The sequence below is a fragment of the Streptomyces fructofermentans genome (assembly GCF_014651055.1).
Lineage (GTDB): Bacteria > Actinomycetota > Actinomycetes > Streptomycetales > Streptomycetaceae > Streptomyces > Streptomyces fructofermentans.
The window spans coordinates 180,483-197,676 of sequence record NZ_BMWD01000013.1 but is presented as its reverse complement, the minus strand read 5'-3'; the positions used below and the strand labels follow the sequence as shown (position 1 = coordinate 197,676).

At 72.0% G+C, this 17,194-nt stretch carries 15 protein-coding genes; 7 read left to right on the top strand and 8 right to left on the bottom strand.

Annotated elements, in window-relative coordinates; all coding sequences use genetic code 11:
* Positions 1 to 78: 78 nt before the first annotated feature.
* From IE265_RS19855 to IE265_RS19840, 4 genes are all read left to right on the top strand, one after another.
* Positions 79 to 1,959 carry an ABC transporter transmembrane domain-containing protein gene (locus IE265_RS19855; protein WP_190036966.1) on the top strand — a complete coding sequence of 627 codons (1,881 nt, stop codon included), beginning with the start codon at positions 79 to 81 and terminating at the stop codon, positions 1,957 to 1,959.
* Complete coding sequence (locus tag IE265_RS19850; protein ID WP_190036965.1) at positions 1,956 to 3,746, top strand: ABC transporter ATP-binding protein; 1,791 nt, start codon at positions 1,956 to 1,958, stop codon at positions 3,744 to 3,746. The genes IE265_RS19855 and IE265_RS19850 overlap by 4 nt, the downstream gene beginning before the upstream one ends.
* Before the next feature lie 510 nt (positions 3,747 to 4,256).
* The gene (locus IE265_RS19845) at positions 4,257 to 4,724 is read left to right on the top strand and encodes a DUF5709 domain-containing protein (RefSeq protein ID WP_190036964.1); all 468 of its coding nucleotides are present in this window, start codon (positions 4,257 to 4,259) and stop codon (positions 4,722 to 4,724) included.
* A gap of 158 nt (positions 4,725 to 4,882) precedes the next feature.
* On the top strand, positions 4,883 to 5,167 hold the full coding sequence (locus tag IE265_RS19840; RefSeq protein WP_190036963.1) for a type B 50S ribosomal protein L31: 285 nt from the start codon (positions 4,883 to 4,885) through the stop codon (positions 5,165 to 5,167).
* A gap of 94 nt (positions 5,168 to 5,261) precedes the next feature.
* Here IE265_RS19840 and IE265_RS19835 read toward each other — a convergent pair whose 3' ends face one another.
* Positions 5,262 to 6,056, bottom strand: coding sequence for a metal-dependent hydrolase (locus tag IE265_RS19835; protein WP_190036962.1), 795 nt, complete (start codon positions 6,054 to 6,056; stop codon positions 5,262 to 5,264).
* 144 nt (positions 6,057 to 6,200) lie between these two features.
* On the opposite strand from IE265_RS19835, the gene IE265_RS19830 reads away from it, so the two are divergent.
* Both IE265_RS19830 and IE265_RS19825 read left to right on the top strand, forming a co-directional pair.
* Entirely contained in the window at positions 6,201 to 8,714 is a 2,514-nt protein-coding gene (locus IE265_RS19830) for a DEAD/DEAH box helicase (RefSeq protein ID WP_190036961.1), read from the top strand.
* A gap of 19 nt (positions 8,715 to 8,733) precedes the next feature.
* On the top strand, positions 8,734 to 9,609 hold the full coding sequence (locus tag IE265_RS19825) for an acyl-CoA thioesterase (RefSeq protein ID WP_190036960.1): 876 nt from the start codon (positions 8,734 to 8,736) through the stop codon (positions 9,607 to 9,609).
* 31 nt (positions 9,610 to 9,640) lie between these two features.
* Here the strand turns inward: IE265_RS19825 and IE265_RS19820 are convergent, their stop codons facing one another.
* Together IE265_RS19820 and IE265_RS19815 are read right to left on the bottom strand one after the other, a co-directional pair.
* On the bottom strand, positions 9,641 to 10,648 hold the full coding sequence (locus IE265_RS19820; RefSeq protein WP_190036959.1) for a DUF6397 family protein: 1,008 nt from the start codon (positions 10,646 to 10,648) through the stop codon (positions 9,641 to 9,643).
* Between the two features lie 268 nt (positions 10,649 to 10,916).
* Positions 10,917 to 11,330: a roadblock/LC7 domain-containing protein gene (locus IE265_RS19815; RefSeq protein WP_190036958.1), complete on the bottom strand. Its 414-nt coding sequence runs from the start codon at positions 11,328 to 11,330 to the stop codon at positions 10,917 to 10,919.
* Between the two features lie 95 nt (positions 11,331 to 11,425).
* Here IE265_RS19815 and IE265_RS19810 point away from each other — a divergent pair, with 95 nt between their 5' ends.
* Positions 11,426 to 11,854: a PPOX class F420-dependent oxidoreductase gene (locus IE265_RS19810; RefSeq protein WP_190036957.1), complete on the top strand. Its 429-nt coding sequence runs from the start codon at positions 11,426 to 11,428 to the stop codon at positions 11,852 to 11,854.
* A 145-nt stretch (positions 11,855 to 11,999) separates the two neighbouring features.
* Here the strand turns inward: IE265_RS19810 and IE265_RS19805 are convergent, their stop codons facing one another.
* The 5 genes from IE265_RS19805 to IE265_RS19785 form a co-directional block, all read right to left on the bottom strand.
* Complete coding sequence (locus IE265_RS19805; protein ID WP_190036956.1) at positions 12,000 to 12,605, bottom strand: GTP-binding protein; 606 nt, start codon at positions 12,603 to 12,605, stop codon at positions 12,000 to 12,002.
* A 201-nt stretch (positions 12,606 to 12,806) separates the two neighbouring features.
* Positions 12,807 to 13,220, bottom strand: coding sequence for a DUF742 domain-containing protein (locus IE265_RS19800; protein ID WP_190036955.1), 414 nt, complete (start codon positions 13,218 to 13,220; stop codon positions 12,807 to 12,809).
* 17 nt (positions 13,221 to 13,237) lie between these two features.
* Positions 13,238 to 13,675 (bottom strand): roadblock/LC7 domain-containing protein, encoded by a 438-nt coding sequence (locus IE265_RS19795; protein ID WP_190036954.1) that lies wholly within the window; start codon positions 13,673 to 13,675, stop codon positions 13,238 to 13,240.
* Positions 13,672 to 16,206: a sensor histidine kinase gene (locus IE265_RS19790; RefSeq protein ID WP_190036953.1), complete on the bottom strand. Its 2,535-nt coding sequence runs from the start codon at positions 16,204 to 16,206 to the stop codon at positions 13,672 to 13,674. Before IE265_RS19790 ends, IE265_RS19795 begins: the two co-directional genes overlap by 4 nt.
* Positions 16,207 to 16,262: 56 nt before the next feature.
* Entirely contained in the window at positions 16,263 to 17,039 is a 777-nt protein-coding gene (locus tag IE265_RS19785) for an MHYT domain-containing protein (RefSeq protein ID WP_190036952.1), read from the bottom strand.
* Positions 17,040 to 17,194 lie beyond the last annotated feature (155 nt).

Genomic DNA, 17,194 nt, shown 5'->3' with positions numbered 1-17,194 from the left:
TTCACGGTTTGTTGCCTCTCCCCCCTTCTCACCCCGCCCCGAATCCCCCACCCCCTTCCACGAGCCCCCTGGGACGTCATGCAGATCCAAGACCTTCCGTATCCCGACCCGGGTGAGCCCGATGTCCGTTCGGGTCCCCGCTTCCTGGTGTGGCTCGGTCGGAATCAACTCGGCGGACAGGTGAAGGCCCTGTGCTGGGGACTGCTGCACTTCGTCTCCGTGTCCGGGCTGCCCTTCTGCGTCGGCTTCGCCGTCCAGGCCGTCGTGGACCGATCCGGCGCGCGGCTCGCCCTGGCGGGCGGCCTGATCGCCGTGTGCGCGCTCGGCATCGCGCTCGGCGACACCATGCTGCACCGCACCGCGGTCACCAACTGGATCACCGCCGCCGCACGCGTCCAGCAGCTGCTGGCCCGCAGGACCGCGCTGCTGGGTTCGGCGCTGACCCGCCGCGTCGCGGCCGGTGAGATCGTCTCCGTGTCGACCGGCGACGTGGAGAAGATCGGATGGTTCGTCGAGGCCGTGTCGCGGTTCACCGCCGCCGCCGTGACGATCGTGCTGGTCTGCGTCGCCCTTGTCGTCTACCAGCCGGCACTCGGAATCGTCGTCGCCGTCGGCGTGCCCGTCCTTGCGCTGGCGGTGCTGCCGCTGCTGCCGCGCGCCACACGGCGGGCCGACTTCCAGCGCGACAAGGCGGGCCGCGCCACCGAACTGGCCTCCGACACCGTCGCCGGCCTGCGCGTGCTGCGCGGCATCGGCGGCGAGGAGCTGTTCCTGGACCGCTACCGCAGCGCCTCCCAGGAGGTGCGCCACGCGGCCGTGCGCAGCGCCCGCATGTGGTCGTTGATCGCCGCGATCCAGGTGCTGCTGCCCGGGCTGCTGCTCATCGCGGTCGTCTGGCACGGCGTGAACCTGGCCCGGGAGGGCCGGATCACCGTCGGCGAACTGGTCACCGTGTACAGCGCCGTCATGCTGCTCACGTACCCGCTGCACCACTTCGAGGAGATCGCGATGGCGTACTCCTTCTCCCGTCCGTCCGCGAAACGCGCCGCGCGGGTGCTGTCCCTGGAGCGGGCGACGGACGGCGAGGGGTCGCGCGAGGCGGTCGTGCCCGCAGGAGACCTGTACGACCCCGCGACGGGTCTGCTTGCTCCCGCCGGGCGCCTCACCGCGGTGGTGTGCGGCGACCCGGACGCCGCCGGGGTGCTGGCAGAGAGGCTCGGCGGGCACACCGCCGCCTCCTCCGACCTGCCGTCGGCACTGGTGGGCGGCGTACCCCTGGACGAACTTCCGCTCGACTCCGCGCGCGCCGCCGTCCTCGTACAGGACAAGGACCCCGTGCTGCTCTCCGGCACCCTGCGCGAACTGCTCGACGTGCCCGGCTCCGGAGACGTCGACGCGGCGGCGGCCCTGGCCGCCGCGCAGTGCCGCGACGTGCTCGACGCGCTCGCCCAGGGGTCCCTGGACACCGGGGACCCGATGGACGCCCGGATCACCGAACGCGGCCGGTCCCTGTCGGGCGGCCAGCGCCAGCGCCTCGCCTTGGCCAGGTCGCTCATCACGGACCCCGAGGTGCTCGTCCTGGACGAGCCGACGTCCGCGGTGGACTCGCACACCGAGGCACGCATCGCCGAGGGCATCCGGTCCCTGCGACAGGGGCGGACGACGGTGGTCTTCACCTCGTCGCCGCTGCTCCTCGACCACGCGGACCGGGTCGCACTCGTCCACGAGGGCGAGGTCGCCGCAGTAGGCCTGCACCGCGATCTGCTGCGCGGCGAACCCCGGTACCGCGCCGTCGTGACCCGGGAGACCGACGACCAGGCCGCCGTGGAGGAGCCGGCCCGTCCGTCCCCGCCCGGCGGACTGGACGGCCCGACAGAACTGACCGAACTGACCGCACTGACCGACCTGCACGAGATCGACGAACTCGACGAACTCGAAGAGATCGAGGAGACCGCATGATCGGCGTGGCGCCACCGGCCTACGACCCGGCGGCCCCGACGACCGCAGAGACCCTGCCCGTCGGCGCCCCCGCGACCGTACGCGCCTACGTGGCCGAACTGTTCCAGCGGCACCGCCGGGCCTTCGTCCTGCTCATCGCCGTCAACACCGTCGCCGTCGTCGCCTCCATGGTCGGCCCCTACCTGCTGGGTTCCCTCATCCAGCGCGTCTCCGACGGCGCCGAGGCCGCGCGCGACCTGCATCTGGAGCGCACCGCCGCGCTGTTCGTCGTCGCCCTGGTCGTGCAGGCCGTGTTCGTCCGCCAGGTCCGGCTGCGGGGCGCCATGCTCGGCGAACGCATGCTCGCCGACCTGCGCGAGGACTTCCTCGTACGGTCCGTCGGACTGCCGCCGGGCGTACTGGAACGGGCCGGCACGGGCGATCTGCTGTCGCGGATCACGACGGACATCGACCGGCTCGCGAACGCCATGCGCGAGGCCGTGCCCCAACTCTCCATCGGTGTCGTGTGGGTGGCGCTGCTGATCGGCGGACTCGCCGTGACCGCGCCTCCGCTCGCACCCGCAGTCCTGGTCGCCGTACCGCTCCTGGTGGTCGGCTGCCGCTGGTACTTCAAACGTGCGCCGTCCGCCTACCGTTCCGAGTCGGCCGGGTACGCCGCCGTGTCCGCCCTGCTCTCCGAGACCGTCGACGCCGGGCGCACCATCGAGGCCCACCGGCTGAGCGCCCGGCGCATCGCCCTGTCCGACCAGCGGGTCAGGGAGTGGACAGCCTGGGAGCGGTACACCCTCTGGCTCCGCTCGGTGCTCTTCCCGGTCATCAACATCACGCATGCCACGGTCCTCGGCTCCGTCCTGATGATCGGCGGGTACTTCGTCCTGCAGGGCTGGATCGGCGTGGGGCAGCTCACGACCGGCGCCCTGATCGCGCAGATGCTCGTCGACCCGGTGGGCCTGATCCTGCGCTGGTACGACGAGCTCCAGGTGGCCCATGTCTCGCTGGCCCGGCTCGTCGGTGTCCGCGACATCGAACCCGGCTCCGGGGACGAGTCGGCGGCACCCGACGGGCGTGCCGTGCACGCCGACAGCGTGCACTTCGGCTACCGCGAGGGCGTCGACGTCCTGCGCAAGGTCTCCCTGGAGGTCGCGCCGGGGACCCGGATGGCCCTGGTCGGCCCGTCCGGTGCGGGGAAGTCCACCCTCGGCAGGCTGCTCGCCGGGATCTACGCCCCCCGCGCCGGCCGCGTCACCCTGGGCGGCGCGGAACTGTCCCGGATGTCCGCCGAACGCGTCCGCTCCCATGTGGCCCTGGTCAACCAGGAGCACCACGTGTTCGTGGGCGCCCTGCGCGACAACCTGCTCCTGGCCCGCTCGGGTGCGGACGACGCCGAGCTGTGGGCCGCTCTCGGGGCGGTCGACGCCGACGGCTGGGCGCGGGCGCTGGAAGACGGTCTGGACACCGAGGTCGGCTCGGGCGGACTCGCCCTCACCCCGGCCCAGGCCCAGCAGATCGCCCTCGCCCGGCTGGTCCTCGCCGATCCGCACACGCTGGTCCTGGACGAGGCCACCTCGCTCCTGGACCCGCGGGCGGCCCGGCACCTGGAACGGTCCCTGGCCCGCGTTCTCGACGGCCGCACGGTGATCGCCATCGCCCACCGGCTGCACACCGCGCACGACGCGGACGTCATCGCCGTCGTCGAGGACGGCCGCATCGCCGAGCTGGGCAGCCACGACCAGCTCGTCGCCGCGGACGGCGCGTACGCGGCGCTGTGGCGGTCCTGGCACGGGTAGCCGACAGGGGCCCGCTGCCGTACTGGCGCACGCGGCCGTCCGACAGACCGGCCGCTGTGCGCTGCCTTGCGGGCCGTGCGGGCTGTGCGGGCCGTGCGTCGGACGGTGCGGAGGGGGCGCGGGTGCGGGCGGGTGCGGGGGCGCGAACGCAGGTTCGCGGCAGATGCGGGGCCGGTTAGGGGCCGGTTCCAGGGCGGGTTCGGGGCCGGTGCGGGGCCGGTTCGCTTCCGGCGCGAGGCGGCCCGGGCGGGGGTCGGAACCGGGCGGACGGCGGCGCCGGCACCTGCCGTGATCCGCCCCTGGTGAGCGCGCCGGAGCCGGCCGCCGGACCCTGTGCCGTTGCGCGGTGTCGAAGTGGGGTGGAAGTCTGGAGGGTGGGCACCGGCTCGGGGAACGTCCGGAAGCCGCACGCTGAGGCATGGTGCGAGGACGCGGCCTGGGCCCGGTGGCCTGCGCATATGCCACCGATCACGGAGACAGCAGGCCCGCCCGCACCACTTGGAGGTTCCCGTGGACAGCGCCGACGGATGGGGAGACGAGGTCTACCAGCCCAACGGATCCGGGGTCCAGGACGACGCGGGGCTGCTGGACGTCGAGGACACCCTGGAATCCGACGGCGTGAGCGACCTCGACCGGGGCTGGTCACCACCGGACCGGCCCTGGGCGGTGGAACGCAAGGGCGTGACCGCGTCGGAACAGCTCCGGGGCGAGACCCTGGACGAACGCCTCGCGGAAGAACTGCCGGACACCGCGGTACCCGAGGGTGACGGCATCGGCGACAGTCCCGACTCGGACGGCGAGCCCCTGGACAACGAAGTGGGCAGCGCCCGCTCCGGCCGCCTCGTGGCCCCCGACGAGGGAGCGCACAACGACGACGAGAGCGAGCTCTTCGCGACCGATGTGGGCATCGACGGTGCCGCGGCATCGGCCGAGGAGGCCGCCATGCACATCGTCGACGAGGACTCCCTGCGCGGCTGACGCGCGGCTCCCGGCCCCTGCCCGCCGACCTCGCGGGCCGCCACCGAGAGCCGACGCCACGAGCCGAGGCTGAAGGGACGTCCACGAAGGGCCGGCCACCGCGCACCCGCCACGAAGGGCCCACACTCCGCGCCTCCACCCCCACGCAAGGAGCAGCCATGCAGCAGGACAAGCACCCCGACTACCACGAGGTCGTCTTCCGGGACCGCGCCGCCGGTTACGCCTTCCTGACCCGGTCCACCGCGACGAGCGACCGGACGATCGAATGGGACGACGGCCGGACGTACCCCGTGGTCGACGTGGAGATCTCCTCGGAGAGCCATCCCTTCTACACCGGGAAGGCCCGGACGGTGGACACCGAGGGCCGGGTCGCGCGCTTCGAGAAGCGCTACGGCAGCGGGGCCACCGGGCAGGACGAGCCAGCGGGCGGCGGCGCGGCCTGACCCGCCGGCCGGGACGCTTGCGTTCGACGGCCGGGGCGGCGCGAGCCCCGGAGGAGTCCGCAGCCCGCCCCGATCGACGGGAACCCGGCCGCGCTCATATGTAGTTGAGCGCGGCCGCGCAGCCCACCCCGCCGAGCACCATGAAGGCCGGCATCAGCACCTTCAGCTCGACCCACGAACCCGCCCTGAACCGCATCGCCTTCGGCGGGCCGATGGGGTACCACCGCTTCCGGCCGACCGGGATCGGCCACAGGATCGGGCAGCCCGACACGGTCAGCGCGTCCCCGATGTCGTGGACGAGCGCGCCGAGGACGATCGGCAGCCCGAGCCACAGGTACTCCTGACCGGGGTCGGTGAACAGCCAGTCCGAACCGTTGCCCGGCTGGTCCAGTATCCCGGCGATGATCCACGCGCTCGTGGCGGCCAGCAGCCAGACCAGCACATCGGCGCTGGAGCCACGGGTCGCCCGCCAGAGCAGCCCTTCGATGGCGAGCACCATGTGCACGAAGAGGAGCGCCAGGACTCCCCAGCGGCCTCCCGTGATGGCGACGACCGAGCTGCCCGCGCCGATCAGCACCGCCCAGAGCCAGGTATGGGTCAGGGTGCGGTGCCCGCCGGAGCGACGCGGGTCGCCCGGCTTCCTCGTCCCCTTGTAGACGGCGTACGACAGCTTGTCGACGATCTCGCACAGGGCCCGCGAGACCGGGCCGAAGGCCCGCGAGATGGTGGCCGCCTTGTGGTCCAGATCGGGCGCGAGCGCGGCGCCCGCGCAGATCAGCGCTCCGGCCAGCAGGACCGGCCAGGGCATGGTGTGCCCGGCGGCGGCCGCCGCGGCGCCGACGCCCAACCAGGCCGCGGCCCCCGACAGTGAGTGTGCTGGTCCCATCATGGCCGTTCCCCGCCCCATTCCTCTTGTACTGACAGCCGGTTGCCCCAGTGCGCTGACGCCTGTCGGCGCCACAGCGTAGCGTTCATGATCTTCGAGCCGGCAGCCGATTCCCTCATCGGGAGGGATGGCAGGCAAGATGGGGGCGTGACCCTTATCGATCAGCTGCCGAAGTCCGCGGACCCCGACGCCCTCTACGAAGCCTTCGAGTCGTGGGCCGGGGAACGCGGTCTCACCCTCTATCCCCATCAGGAGGAGGCGCTGATCGAGGTGGTGTCGGGTGCGAACGTGATCGTGTCGACGCCCACCGGCTCCGGCAAGAGCATGATCGCCGCGGGTGCGCACTTCGCTGCGCTCGCCCGTGACGAGGTCACCTTCTACACCGCTCCGATCAAGGCACTCGTCTCGGAGAAGTTCTTCGAACTGTGCAAGATCTTCGGCACCGAGAACGTCGGCATGCTGACCGGCGACGCGTCCGTGAACTCCGACGCCCCGATCATCTGCTGCACGGCCGAGGTGTTGGCCTCCATCGCGCTGCGCGACGGCAAGCGGGCCGACGTCGGCCAGGTCGTGATGGACGAGTTCCACTTCTACGCCGAGGCCGACCGCGGCTGGGCCTGGCAGATCCCGATCCTGGAGCTGCCGCAGGCCCAGTTCATCCTGATGTCGGCGACGCTCGGCGACATGTCGATGTTCGAGCAGGACCTGACCCGTCGGACCGGCCGTCCCACCTCGGTGGTCCGCTCCGCGACCCGGCCCGTCCCGCTCTCCTACGAGTACAGGCTGACGCCGCTCACGGAGACGCTCACGGAGCTGCTCGAAACCAGGCAGGCGCCCGTCTACATCGTCCACTTCACCCAGGCCCAGGCCGTGGAGCGGGCCCAGGCGCTGATGAGCATCAACATGTGCACGCGGGAGGAGAAGGACCAGATCGCCGCACTGATCGGCAACTTCCGCTTCACCACCAAGTTCGGCCGCAACCTCTCCCGGTACGTACGGCACGGCATCGGCGTGCACCACGCCGGCATGCTGCCCAAGTACCGCCGTCTGGTGGAGAAGCTCGCGCAGGCCGGCCTGCTGAAGGTCATCTGCGGGACGGACACCCTCGGCGTCGGCGTCAACGTGCCCATCCGCACGGTGCTGTTCACGGCCCTCACGAAGTACGACGGCACCCGTGTCCGGACGCTGCGCGCACGCGAGTTCCACCAGATCGCGGGGCGTGCCGGGCGGGCAGGCTTCGACACGGCCGGCTTCGTCGTCGCGCAGGCTCCCGAGCACGTCGTCGAGAACGAGAAGGCCCTCGCCAAGGCCGGCGACGATCCGAAGAAGCGCCGCAAGGTGGTGCGCAAGAAGGCTCCGGAAGGCTTCGTCGGCTGGACCGAGGGCACCTTCGACAAGCTCATCGCCTCCGATCCCGAGCCGCTGACCTCCCGCTTCCGTGTCACGCACACGATGCTCCTGTCGGTGATCGCCCGCCCGGGCAACGCGTTCGCCGCCATGCGCCATCTGCTGGAGGACAACCACGAGCCCCGCAAGCAGCAGTTGCGGCACATCCGGCGGGCCATCGCGATCTACCGCTCGCTCCTGGACGGCGGCATCGTCGAGAAGCTCGACGAGCCCGACGCCGAGGGCCGCATCGTGCGTCTCACCGTCGACCTCCAGCAGGACTTCGCGCTCAACCAGCCGCTGTCGACGTTCGCGCTCGCCGCGTTCGAGCTGCTCGACCCCGAATCCCCTTCCTACGCCCTGGACATGGTGTCCGTCGTGGAGTCGACGCTGGACGACCCGCGGCAGATCCTCGCCGCCCAGCAGAACAAGGCCCGCGGCGAGGCCGTCGCGTTGATGAAGGCGGACGGCGTCGAGTACGAGGACCGCATGGAGCGGCTCCAGGACGTGACCTACCCGAAGCCGCTGGAGGAGCTGCTCTTCCACGCCTACAACACGTACCGCACGAGCCACCCGTGGGTGGGCGACCACCCGCTGTCCCCGAAGTCCGTCATCCGCGACATGTACGAGCGGGCCCTCACCTTCACCGAGTTCGTGTCCCACTACGAGCTCGCACGCACCGAGGGCATCGTCCTGCGCTACCTGGCGAGCGCGTTCAAGGCACTCGACCACACCGTCCCGGACGACCTGAAGTCGGAGGACCTGGAGGATCTGATCGCCTGGCTCGGCGAGATGGTGCGCCAGGTCGACTCCAGCCTCCTCGACGAGTGGGAGCAGCTCGCCAACCCCGAGGTGATGACGGCCGAGGAGGCCCAGGAGAGGGCGGACCAGGTCAAGCCCGTCACCGCCAACGCGCGCGCCTTCCGCGTCCTCGTCCGCAACGCCCTGTTCCGGCGGGTGGAACTCGCCGCCCTCGACCACGTCGGCGAACTCGGCGAGATGGACGCCGAGTCCGGCTGGGACGCGGACGCCTGGGGCGAGGCCATGGACAAGTACTGGGACGAGTACGACGACCTCGGCACCGGCCCCGACGCGCGCGGCCCCAAGCTGCTGCTGATCGAGGAGGAGCCGCAGCACGGACTGTGGCGGGTCCGGCAGACCTTCGCCGACCCGAACGGCGATCACGACTGGGGCATCAGCGCGGAGGTCGACCTCGCGGCCTCCGACGCCGAGGGCCGCGCCGTCGTCAAGGTCACCGACGTCGGCCAGTTGTGAGCACAGGAGAACTCGACACATGACAACGAACCCAGCGGAACGGCTTGTCGACCTGCTCGACCTGGAGCAGATCGAGGTCAACATCTTCCGCGGCCGCAGCCCGGAGGAGTCCCTGCAGCGGGTCTTCGGCGGACAGGTGGCGGGCCAGGCCCTCGTCGCCGCGGGCCGCACCACCGAGGGGGACCGGCCCGTGCACTCGCTGCACGCGTACTTCCTGCGCCCCGGCCGACCCGGCGTGCCCATCGTGTACCAGGTCGAACGGGTGCGGGACGGCCGGTCGTTCACCACGCGGCGTGTCACGGCCGTGCAGCAGGGCCGCACGATCTTCAATCTGACCGCCTCCTTTCACAAGCCTGAGGAAGGGAGCTTCGAGCACCAGTTGCCGCCGGCCCGTGAGGTTCCGGATCCCGAGTCGCTGCCGACCGTCACCCAGGAGATCCAGGAGCATCTGGGCGCGCTCCCCGAAGCGCTGGAGCGCATGGCCCGGCGCCAGCCGTTCGACATCCGCTACGTGGACCGGTTGCGCTGGACCCCCGAGGAGATCGAGCACGCCGAGCCCCGCAGCGCCGTGTGGATGCGTGCCGTCGGTCCGCTGGGCGACGACCCACTGGTCCACACGTGCGCGCTCACCTACGCGAGCGACATGACCCTGCTGGACGCCGTCCGCATCCCGGTGGAACCGCTGTGGGGCCGGCGCGGCTTCGACATGGCGTCGCTCGACCACGCGATGTGGTTCCACCGGCCGTTCCGCGCCGACGAGTGGTTCCTTTACGACCAGGAGTCGCCCATCGCGACGGGGGGACGGGGCCTGGCCCGTGGCCGGATCTACGACCTGGAGGGGCGGCTGCTCGTGTCCGTCGTCCAGGAAGGGCTGTTCCGCAAACTGGACGTCTGACGCGTCGCACCCCTCGGGGCCGGGCCGCGGATCAGTCGTCTCCGCGACGCAGCCACCCGAGAAGCCCTCGATGACGCCCGCTTGCTCGGTCGGACCGGTGATCGGGATCGGCGTCGGCGACAGGGGTGGGGTCGGGGTCGGGGTTGGGCTCGGGGTCGGGGTCGGGAGAAGCAGGCCGGCACTCGGGTCCCGGTCCCTGCTCGGGGCCGGGCCTCGCGGCGGGTCGCGGTGCGGGGCGGTCCGCGCGTGCCTCCACGAGTGCGCTCGCCAGGTCCGACCGGAGCCAGGCCACCTCGTCCGCATCCTCCGCGGTCATGATCCGCCGGGTGAGAAGGGCGGCCGGCGAGTCGGGGGCGGCGCTCCGCGAGGGCGGTTCGGGCGCGAAACGGTTCATGTGGGCCCGCTCGCAGGGGTCCGGGACCGTCTCCTCGACCTGAGCCGCTTCCAGCAGGGAGGCGAGTGCGGCTGCACGCGCCCAGGGGTCGTTCGCCTGCCGCAGCAAGGAGCCCAGATGCCGTCCCCGCCAATTGCGGGCCCGCAGATCGAGGCCGGCGTCCAGCCGGCGTCGGAGCGGTTCGGGTGTCCGGCCCCGCAGCAGCGGCGCGTGCTTCTCGTCCTCGGTGAACCGCCGCAGGTCCTCGGCCGCGTACAGCCACACCACGGTCCGGTAGCGGTTCAGGTAGAAGCCGACAGGCGAGACGAGGCCCAGCCGTGCCAACCGTGTGAATCGTGGCGTCGTGACTCCCAGCAGGGCCGCGCCCTCAGCGGTGCCGACAGCCCTGACCTGTTCGCGCAGGGCTTCGGGGAACCCGTCCTCGGAGGCCACCCGGTCGATCTCCGCCCGGGTCACGCGGCGTCCTCCACCGCCTTCGTCCGGAACGGTCCTGATCCGGCCCAGCCGAACGGCGAGATCGAACTCGCTTCGCTTGAGTCCCAGTTCACGGGCGGCGCGACTCTGCGGTAGCGCGGGTCGGGTGGTCCCCCCGACGGCCGCGCGAAGTGTGGTCGGGACGGATTGCGTGATCGTGTCGACAGGCATGGTGGCTCTCCCCCGTCAGCGGCGCGCACCCTCGTGCGCTGCTCCGAGAAAAACCGTAGCCGGTTTGCCGGATTTCGGTCCGAGCCTGTGGACAACTCCGAACGTGGGGGCATCCGTGCAGGTCAGCGCTCGTCCAGATCCACGTACAACCGCGTGCGCTTCCTGCCCTGGCGGGCCCTCGCGGGCCCTGGTGGATCCTCGCGGGCCCTCGCGCGCCCGCCCTTCACCCGCCCTTCACCCGCGGCTTCCTGCGCCGCCCCGGCGCGGGTCAGAGGTCCAGCACGGAGGAGTGCTCCGGCTGCCGGGCGTCGACGTGAAGGTGCTCGCCGACGCGGTTCACGAGCAGGGTCGCCTCGTAGGCGACCTGGCCGATGTCGGCCTCCGCGCCGCTGAGCACACACAGGCAGCTGCCCGTGCCCGCCGCCGTCACGAAGAGAAGGGCCTCATCGAATTCGATCATGGTCTGCCGGACCTGGCCCGCCCCGAAGTGCCGCCCAGACCCCTTGGCCAGGCTGTGCAGGCCCGAGGAGACCGCGGCGAGGTGTTCGGCGTCCTCCCGCCTGAGCCCCGTACTCGCCCCGGTCACCAGCCCGTCGTTCGACAGCACCAGCGCGTGCCGTACGTGCTCGACCCGCTGGGTCAGATCGTCCAGCAGCCAGCCAAGCCTCTGATTCTCAGCCATCGTCCGTCTCCCCCTGATGCTCGACTCCCCCTGGATGGAGGATCCGATCAACCAGCCTTCCCCACCACGGGCATCCGGGCAAGGAGGATAGGGCCATGGCACAGAAGATGACCGATGAGCAATGGCGGGCGTTCGTCTCGCAGGGAACCCGCACCGGCAAATTGTCGACCGTCCGGGCCGACGGGAGCCCGCACGTGGCCCCGATCTGGTTCCTGCTGGACGGCGACGACCTCGTGTTCAACACGGGGAAGGACACCGTCAAGGGACGCAATCTGGCCCGGGACGGACGGGTCGCCCTCTGCGTGGACGACGACCGTCCACCGTTCGCCTTCGTCGTACTCCAGGGGCACGCCCAGTTGTCGGAGGACATCGACGAGGTACGCCTGTGGGCGGGACGGATCGGCGCGCGGTACATGGGTGAGGAGCGGGAGAAGGAGTTCGCCGACCGCAACGGCGTACCCGGCGAACTCCTCGTCCGGGTGAGGATCGGCAAGGTTCTCGCCCAGGCTTCCGTCGCCGACTGAACCTCCGGATCACCGTCCCGGCGCGCGACGCCCGCTCGGCGGGCGAGCGCGCCGGGATCGACCGGCCAACGGCCACCGGCCGTCAGGGGCATACCGCCGAACGTGGGACGTCCGCGCCATCGGTCGCCCGGCAGCAGCCGGACGGTCAGCCGACGGTGTCGAGCATCCGCGCGGTGTGCATCCGTCCGGCGTACTCGACGAGCCTGACCAGCACTTCCTTGCCCGAGTCACGGTCACGGGCGTCGCAGAGAACCACGGGGGTTCCCCGGTCGAGGTCCAGGGCACGCGACACCTCGCCGGCACCGTACGCGCGCGCTTCGGTGAAGCAGTTGACGGCCACGACGAACGGGATGTGCCGGTGCTCGAAGAAGTCCACCGCGGGGAAACAGTCCTCCAGCCGACGGGTGTCGGCGAGGACGACGGCACCGAGCGCCCCCTGCGACAGCTCGTCCCACAGGAACCAGAAGCGGTCCTGACCGGGTGTGCCGAACAGGTAGAGCGACAGGCCCGACCTGATGGTGATGCGGCCGAAGTCCATGGCGACGGTGGTGGTGACCTTCTGGGACACGCCGTCGGTGTCGTCCACCGACTCACCCGCCTCACTGAGCAGTTCCTCCGTGCGCAACGGCCTGATCTCACTGACCGCGCCCACCAGGGTGGTCTTGCCCACGCCGAATCCGCCTGCGACGAGGATCTTCAGCGCCAGGGCGGTCGAGTCACCGCTCGTCGCGTCCGAGTGTTCGGGGACCATCGATCACTTCTCTCGGGAGTGCCGGCAACGGTCGTCGTCGGTCCGTGTGCGGAGGACGCCATCATGGCAACCACCGTGCCACTTCGCGGGATTGGACCGCAGATGCGGTCTTCTGGCCGATTCGGTCCGGTTGAGTGCCGGGATGGGAGCGGGACACGTCGTGGACGGGTTCCGCGCGGGGTGCGTTCCGTCATCCGTCATCTACAGGGCCCTCAGCCCCTCGATGACCTCGCGCAGAATGCGCTCGTCGGGCAGTTTGGCGGGCGGCACCGGCCGGGTCACCGTGACACAGCCCAGTTCCAGGAGGTCCCCCAGGAGCACTCTCACGACACCCACGGGCAGGTCTGCGCCCGCCGCCAGCTCGGCAACCGACTGGGTCTCCGTCCGGCAGAGTTCGACGATTTCCAGGTGCTCCGGCCCGAGCGAGGTGTCGGCGCCGGCGTCGGGTGCCCCGGTGTCGAGGGTGACCAGGGCGATGAGGTCGAAGCGCATCCCGGCGGGACCGGACGTGGTGCGTCCGCCCGTCATCGCGTACGGACGGACCAGTGGCCCGGCCTCGTTGTCGTACCACTGGCTGCCCGGTTCCTCGCGGGTGCCCGTACGGTCCTCGCTCATGAGGGGCGGCCTCCGTCTCACCTGGCCGCGGGCGGTTGGGCCGACGCGCGCGGCGCCGTGCGCAGGTGCTCGCCGACCTGTTTGACGAGGCGTGCCATCTCGTAGGCGACCAGGCCGATGTCGGCGGTCGCGGTGCTGAGGACGGCGAGGCAGGAGCCGTCCCCGGCGGCTGCGACGAAAAGGAAGCCGTCGTCCATCTCCACCATGGTCTGACGGACTCCGCCCGCGCCGAAGTGGCGGCCCACGCCCTTGGCCAGGCTGTGGAACCCGGAGGCGACCGCCGCGAGATGGTCCGCGTCCTCGCGCCGGATGGCGCCCGACGCGCCGACGGCGAGCCCGTCGTTCGACAGCACGACGGCGTGCCGCACCTCGGCGACGCGCAGCGCCAGGTCGTCGAGCAGCCAGTCCAGTTCACCGGACCGCGGTGCGGTCCCCAGGCCGGGGTCCTGCGTCATGCGGGGTCTCCTTCACTGCGGTCGCCGCCCGCTGTCGGGTCGGGGGTGATGCCGTCGCCGGGTGCGGGTCCTCCGCCACGGGCCCATCCCGCGCGGTAGGCGGCCATGCGGTCGCGTACCGACTCGGGGGTCCGCTCCTCGTCTCGACGGTCCGGGGCCCGTACGGGCTCGGCGGAGGGCTCCTTCCGCAACTGCGGGGCGAGGCTTGCCTGCCGCACGCGCCGCGGGAGTCCGTCGGGCTCTTCGAGGGCGGCCTCCGCCGCCCGGTGCAGGCGCAGGGTCGCCACGCCGGGCGGGGCACTGCCGTGCGACGCTTCCGCGCCGGCTGCCGGACGGGCCGCCCGCGGCGGGACCAGGGCGGGCCTGTCGACGGGCGTGCCGAGGGAGTCCGGCTCCGCGGCGGCGCCGGGCACGCGCGCGTAGGCGCGTTCCTCGGGCCGGACCGTCCCCTCCCGGCGGGTGCCCGAACGTTCCTCCACGCCGGTGCGCAGCAGGGCCGTGGGCAGCAGCACGACTGCGGTCGTGCCTCCGTAGGGCGATGTCCGCAGGTGAACGGCGATGCCGTGCCGGGCGGCCAGCCTGCTGACGACGAACAGGCCGAGGCGGTCGCTGTCGAACAGGTCGAGGGCCTCGGACTGCTCGATGCGGCGGTTGGCCTCGGCGAGGGAGTCCTTGCCCATGCCGAGGCCCCGGTCCTCGACCTCGACGACGAAGCCGTTGCCCACGGGCTCGCCGGTGATGCGGACCCTGGTGTGGGGCGGCGAGAACTGGGCGGCGTTCTCGATGATCTCGGCCAGCAGGTGGATGAGGTCGGCGACCGCGGTTCCGACGACCGATGTCTCGGTGAGGTGGCGTACCTCCACGCGCGCGTAGTCCTCGACCTCGGAGACGGCGGCGCGGATGACGTTCGTGAGGGAGACCGGTACCCGCCAGGCGCGCCCCGGGGCGGACCCGGAGAGGATGATCAGGCTCTCCGCGTGGCGTCGCATCCGGGTGGTGAGGTGGTCGAGCCGGAACAGGTCGCTGAGTTCGTCGGGATCCTCGGAGCGGCGTTCCATGCTGTCCAGCAGGCTGAGCTGGCGGTGGACGAGAACCTGGCTGCGGCGGGCGAGGTTGACGAACACCCCGGAGACACCGTCGGCGAGTTCCGCCCGTTCGACCGCCGCGCGCAGGGCCGCGCGATGGACGGTGCCGAGCGCTTCCGCGACCTGCCCCGCCTCGTCCTCCGCGGGTGGTCCGGGCGGGACCTCGGCCCGGATGTCGATCGTCTCCCCCGCGCGCAGTCTGCGCATGGCCTTGGGAAGCCTGTGCCTGGCGATCTCCAGGGCCGTGTTGCGCAGGCCGACCAGTTCGACGACGAGGCCGCGTCCGATGCGTACGGAGATCACGAGGGAGGCCGCGACGGCGAGGAGTCCGAGGGCGACCGCGGCGCCCGCCGCTGAGAGCAGTCCTCGGCGCAGCGGGTCAGCCCGGTCGGCCACGGCGCTTCCGGCGTCGGCCTGGATCGACCGCATGTCGTCGCGCACGCGCGCGTGGGCCGCTTTCCAGCCCGCGGCGGGTGCCGCGTCGAGCGCGTCCCGACCGGGCCGGGCCGCGAGCACGTCGTCCTCGATCGCGCGCACGTCGTCGTACGCGTTCCCGTCGGCGAGGTCCGCCCAGGCCGCCCGCTCGGACCCGCGCAGGTCGGCCGCCGCCGCCTCGGTCAGGAAGCGACGGGTGTCCACGGCACCGGTGAACAGGCGCAGGCGCTGTCCGTCGAGTGTCGCGGCCGGCCGGGCACCGGCGAGTACGGCGTCCTCCCTGGCGAGCGCCTCGCCCGCTCGCGAGAATTCGAGCAGCACGCGTGCGTCGGAGCCGATTTCCGCGTCCTGGATGCCCGTGAGCGCGCCGTCCACGGCGAAGGCCGCGTCGATGGCGCGGGTGTACCGCTCGTACGTCTCTCCCCAGCCCGCCTTCCGCTCCAGTACGGCGGTCCGCAGGGAGTCCAGGCGCTCGGCGGCGGCGACGAAGGCTTCGAGACGGCCCGCGACGCCCGGGGGCAGTTCCTCGCCGTCGGCGACGGTGTTGCGGTCCCCGAGCCTGAGGGCCGCGACGGCCCGCCCGGTGCGTGCCGACAGCTTTTCCAGTTCGGCCTCGCGTGCGGCGGTGGCCTCGGTCGCATGGCCGACGGCCACGGTGCGCTCGTCCTGGAGCGCTGCCACGGCGGCGGCGACGGGGGCCCGCACCTGCGCGTCCACGCGCTGCAACTGCCGCAGCCGTGACACGTCCTGGGCGGTGGTCACGGTGGCGTAGCCCCACAGGGCCAGCAGGGACATGACCGGCACCATCAGCAGGCAGACGATCTTCGCGCGTACCGTGCGGGGCCGCAGGGTCCAGCCCTCCGGCCGCGAGGAGGCGTCACCCGGTTCGGCGCCCTCGGGCTGCCCGGGCCCGGGGTCCTCCTCGGCCGGTGGTCCGGCGTGCGCTCGGCGGCCCCGTTCCGGGGCCGGGGACGGAGAGCCGTCCTTGGGGGTGCTGCGGGATGTACGCATGGCCTCCTCGCTCTGAGAGGTTCGGGCGCGTCCTCCGGGTGGCAGGTCCGGGCCCTTCACGTGCGGGCGGCGCTTTCGACGGGCCGCTGGGCCGACGCGGACGCCTCGCGTTCGCCGGCGGTCGGGGAGAGCGCGACGAACGCCGAGGTCAGGAAGAGGTAGGACCCGAGGCCGACGGCGAGGGGGAAGACGAACTGCATCGCCGCGGCCCCGGGCAGGACGTCGTCGGAGGGGGCGACCCGGACCCCGACCGCGATCATGCCGGTGTAGTGCATGCTGCTCACCGCGCCGCCCATCACCAGCGAGGCGACGGCGACCGCCTTGGGCGACTTGATGTTGAGGGCCGCCCACAGGGCCGCGGTCGCGGCGACGACGGCGATCACCACGGAGACGGCGACGAGCACCGGGTCGAACGTCACCTCGCCGTGCAGTCGCAGGGCGGCCATGCCGAGGTAGTGCATGCTCGCCACGCCGAGCCCGGTGGTGAGGCCGCCGACGAAGAGCGCGCGGCCCCGACCGCGGCCGTAGCCCACGGCGAAGACGCCGGCTCCGACGACGACCATGGCGACGAGCAGACTGAGCACGGTCAGTGGCACGTCGTAGCGGATGTCGGTGCCGCTGACGCTGAAGCCGAGCATCGCCAGGAAGTGCATCGTCCAGATGCCCGTGCCGATCGCGGAGGCCGCGGTGAGCAGCCAGTTGCGGCGCGACCGTCCCGAGGCGGCGAGGGCGCGGACCGTGCAGCGCAGGCCGAGGGCGGCTCCCGTGCAGGCCATCGCGTACGACAGCACGGGGGTCAGCCAGCCGAATGTGGCGTGGTCCATATGTCCCATGGCCCAGGGACGCTAGCCCGGCGCGAGGCGCACGAAAGGGGCGCATTTCGAAAGGTGTGGAAATCTGCCGCAGCCGTGCGCCGGAACGATCGCACCGTGTCCGAACATGTGCACCGTTTCGCGTCTTACGTCGGGTTTCGGCCATGTCGCCGAGA

Bases quoted from the DNA above. Each gene is read 5' to 3' on its own strand.
- IE265_RS19795 (WP_190036954.1), bottom strand. From the start codon at position 13,675: ATGACGCAGGACCCCGGCCTGGGGACCGCACCGCGGTCCGGTGAACTG.
- IE265_RS19825 (WP_190036960.1), top strand. From the start codon at position 8,734: ATGACAACGAACCCAGCGGAACGGCTTGTCGACCTGCTCGACCTGGAG.
- IE265_RS19790 (WP_190036953.1), bottom strand. From the start codon at position 16,206: ATGCGTACATCCCGCAGCACCCCCAAGGACGGCTCTCCGTCCCCGGCC.
- IE265_RS19855 (WP_190036966.1), top strand. From the start codon at position 79: ATGCAGATCCAAGACCTTCCGTATCCCGACCCGGGTGAGCCCGATGTC.
- IE265_RS19840 (WP_190036963.1), top strand. From the start codon at position 4,883: ATGCAGCAGGACAAGCACCCCGACTACCACGAGGTCGTCTTCCGGGAC.
- IE265_RS19810 (WP_190036957.1), top strand. From the start codon at position 11,426: ATGGCACAGAAGATGACCGATGAGCAATGGCGGGCGTTCGTCTCGCAG.
- IE265_RS19820 (WP_190036959.1), bottom strand. From the start codon at position 10,648: ATGCCTGTCGACACGATCACGCAATCCGTCCCGACCACACTTCGCGCG.
- IE265_RS19835 (WP_190036962.1), bottom strand. From the start codon at position 6,056: ATGATGGGACCAGCACACTCACTGTCGGGGGCCGCGGCCTGGTTGGGC.
- IE265_RS19850 (WP_190036965.1), top strand. From the start codon at position 1,956: ATGATCGGCGTGGCGCCACCGGCCTACGACCCGGCGGCCCCGACGACC.
- IE265_RS19785 (WP_190036952.1), bottom strand. From the start codon at position 17,039: ATGGGACATATGGACCACGCCACATTCGGCTGGCTGACCCCCGTGCTG.
- IE265_RS19815 (WP_190036958.1), bottom strand. From the start codon at position 11,330: ATGGCTGAGAATCAGAGGCTTGGCTGGCTGCTGGACGATCTGACCCAG.
- IE265_RS19805 (WP_190036956.1), bottom strand. From the start codon at position 12,605: ATGGTCCCCGAACACTCGGACGCGACGAGCGGTGACTCGACCGCCCTG.
- IE265_RS19800 (WP_190036955.1), bottom strand. From the start codon at position 13,220: ATGAGCGAGGACCGTACGGGCACCCGCGAGGAACCGGGCAGCCAGTGG.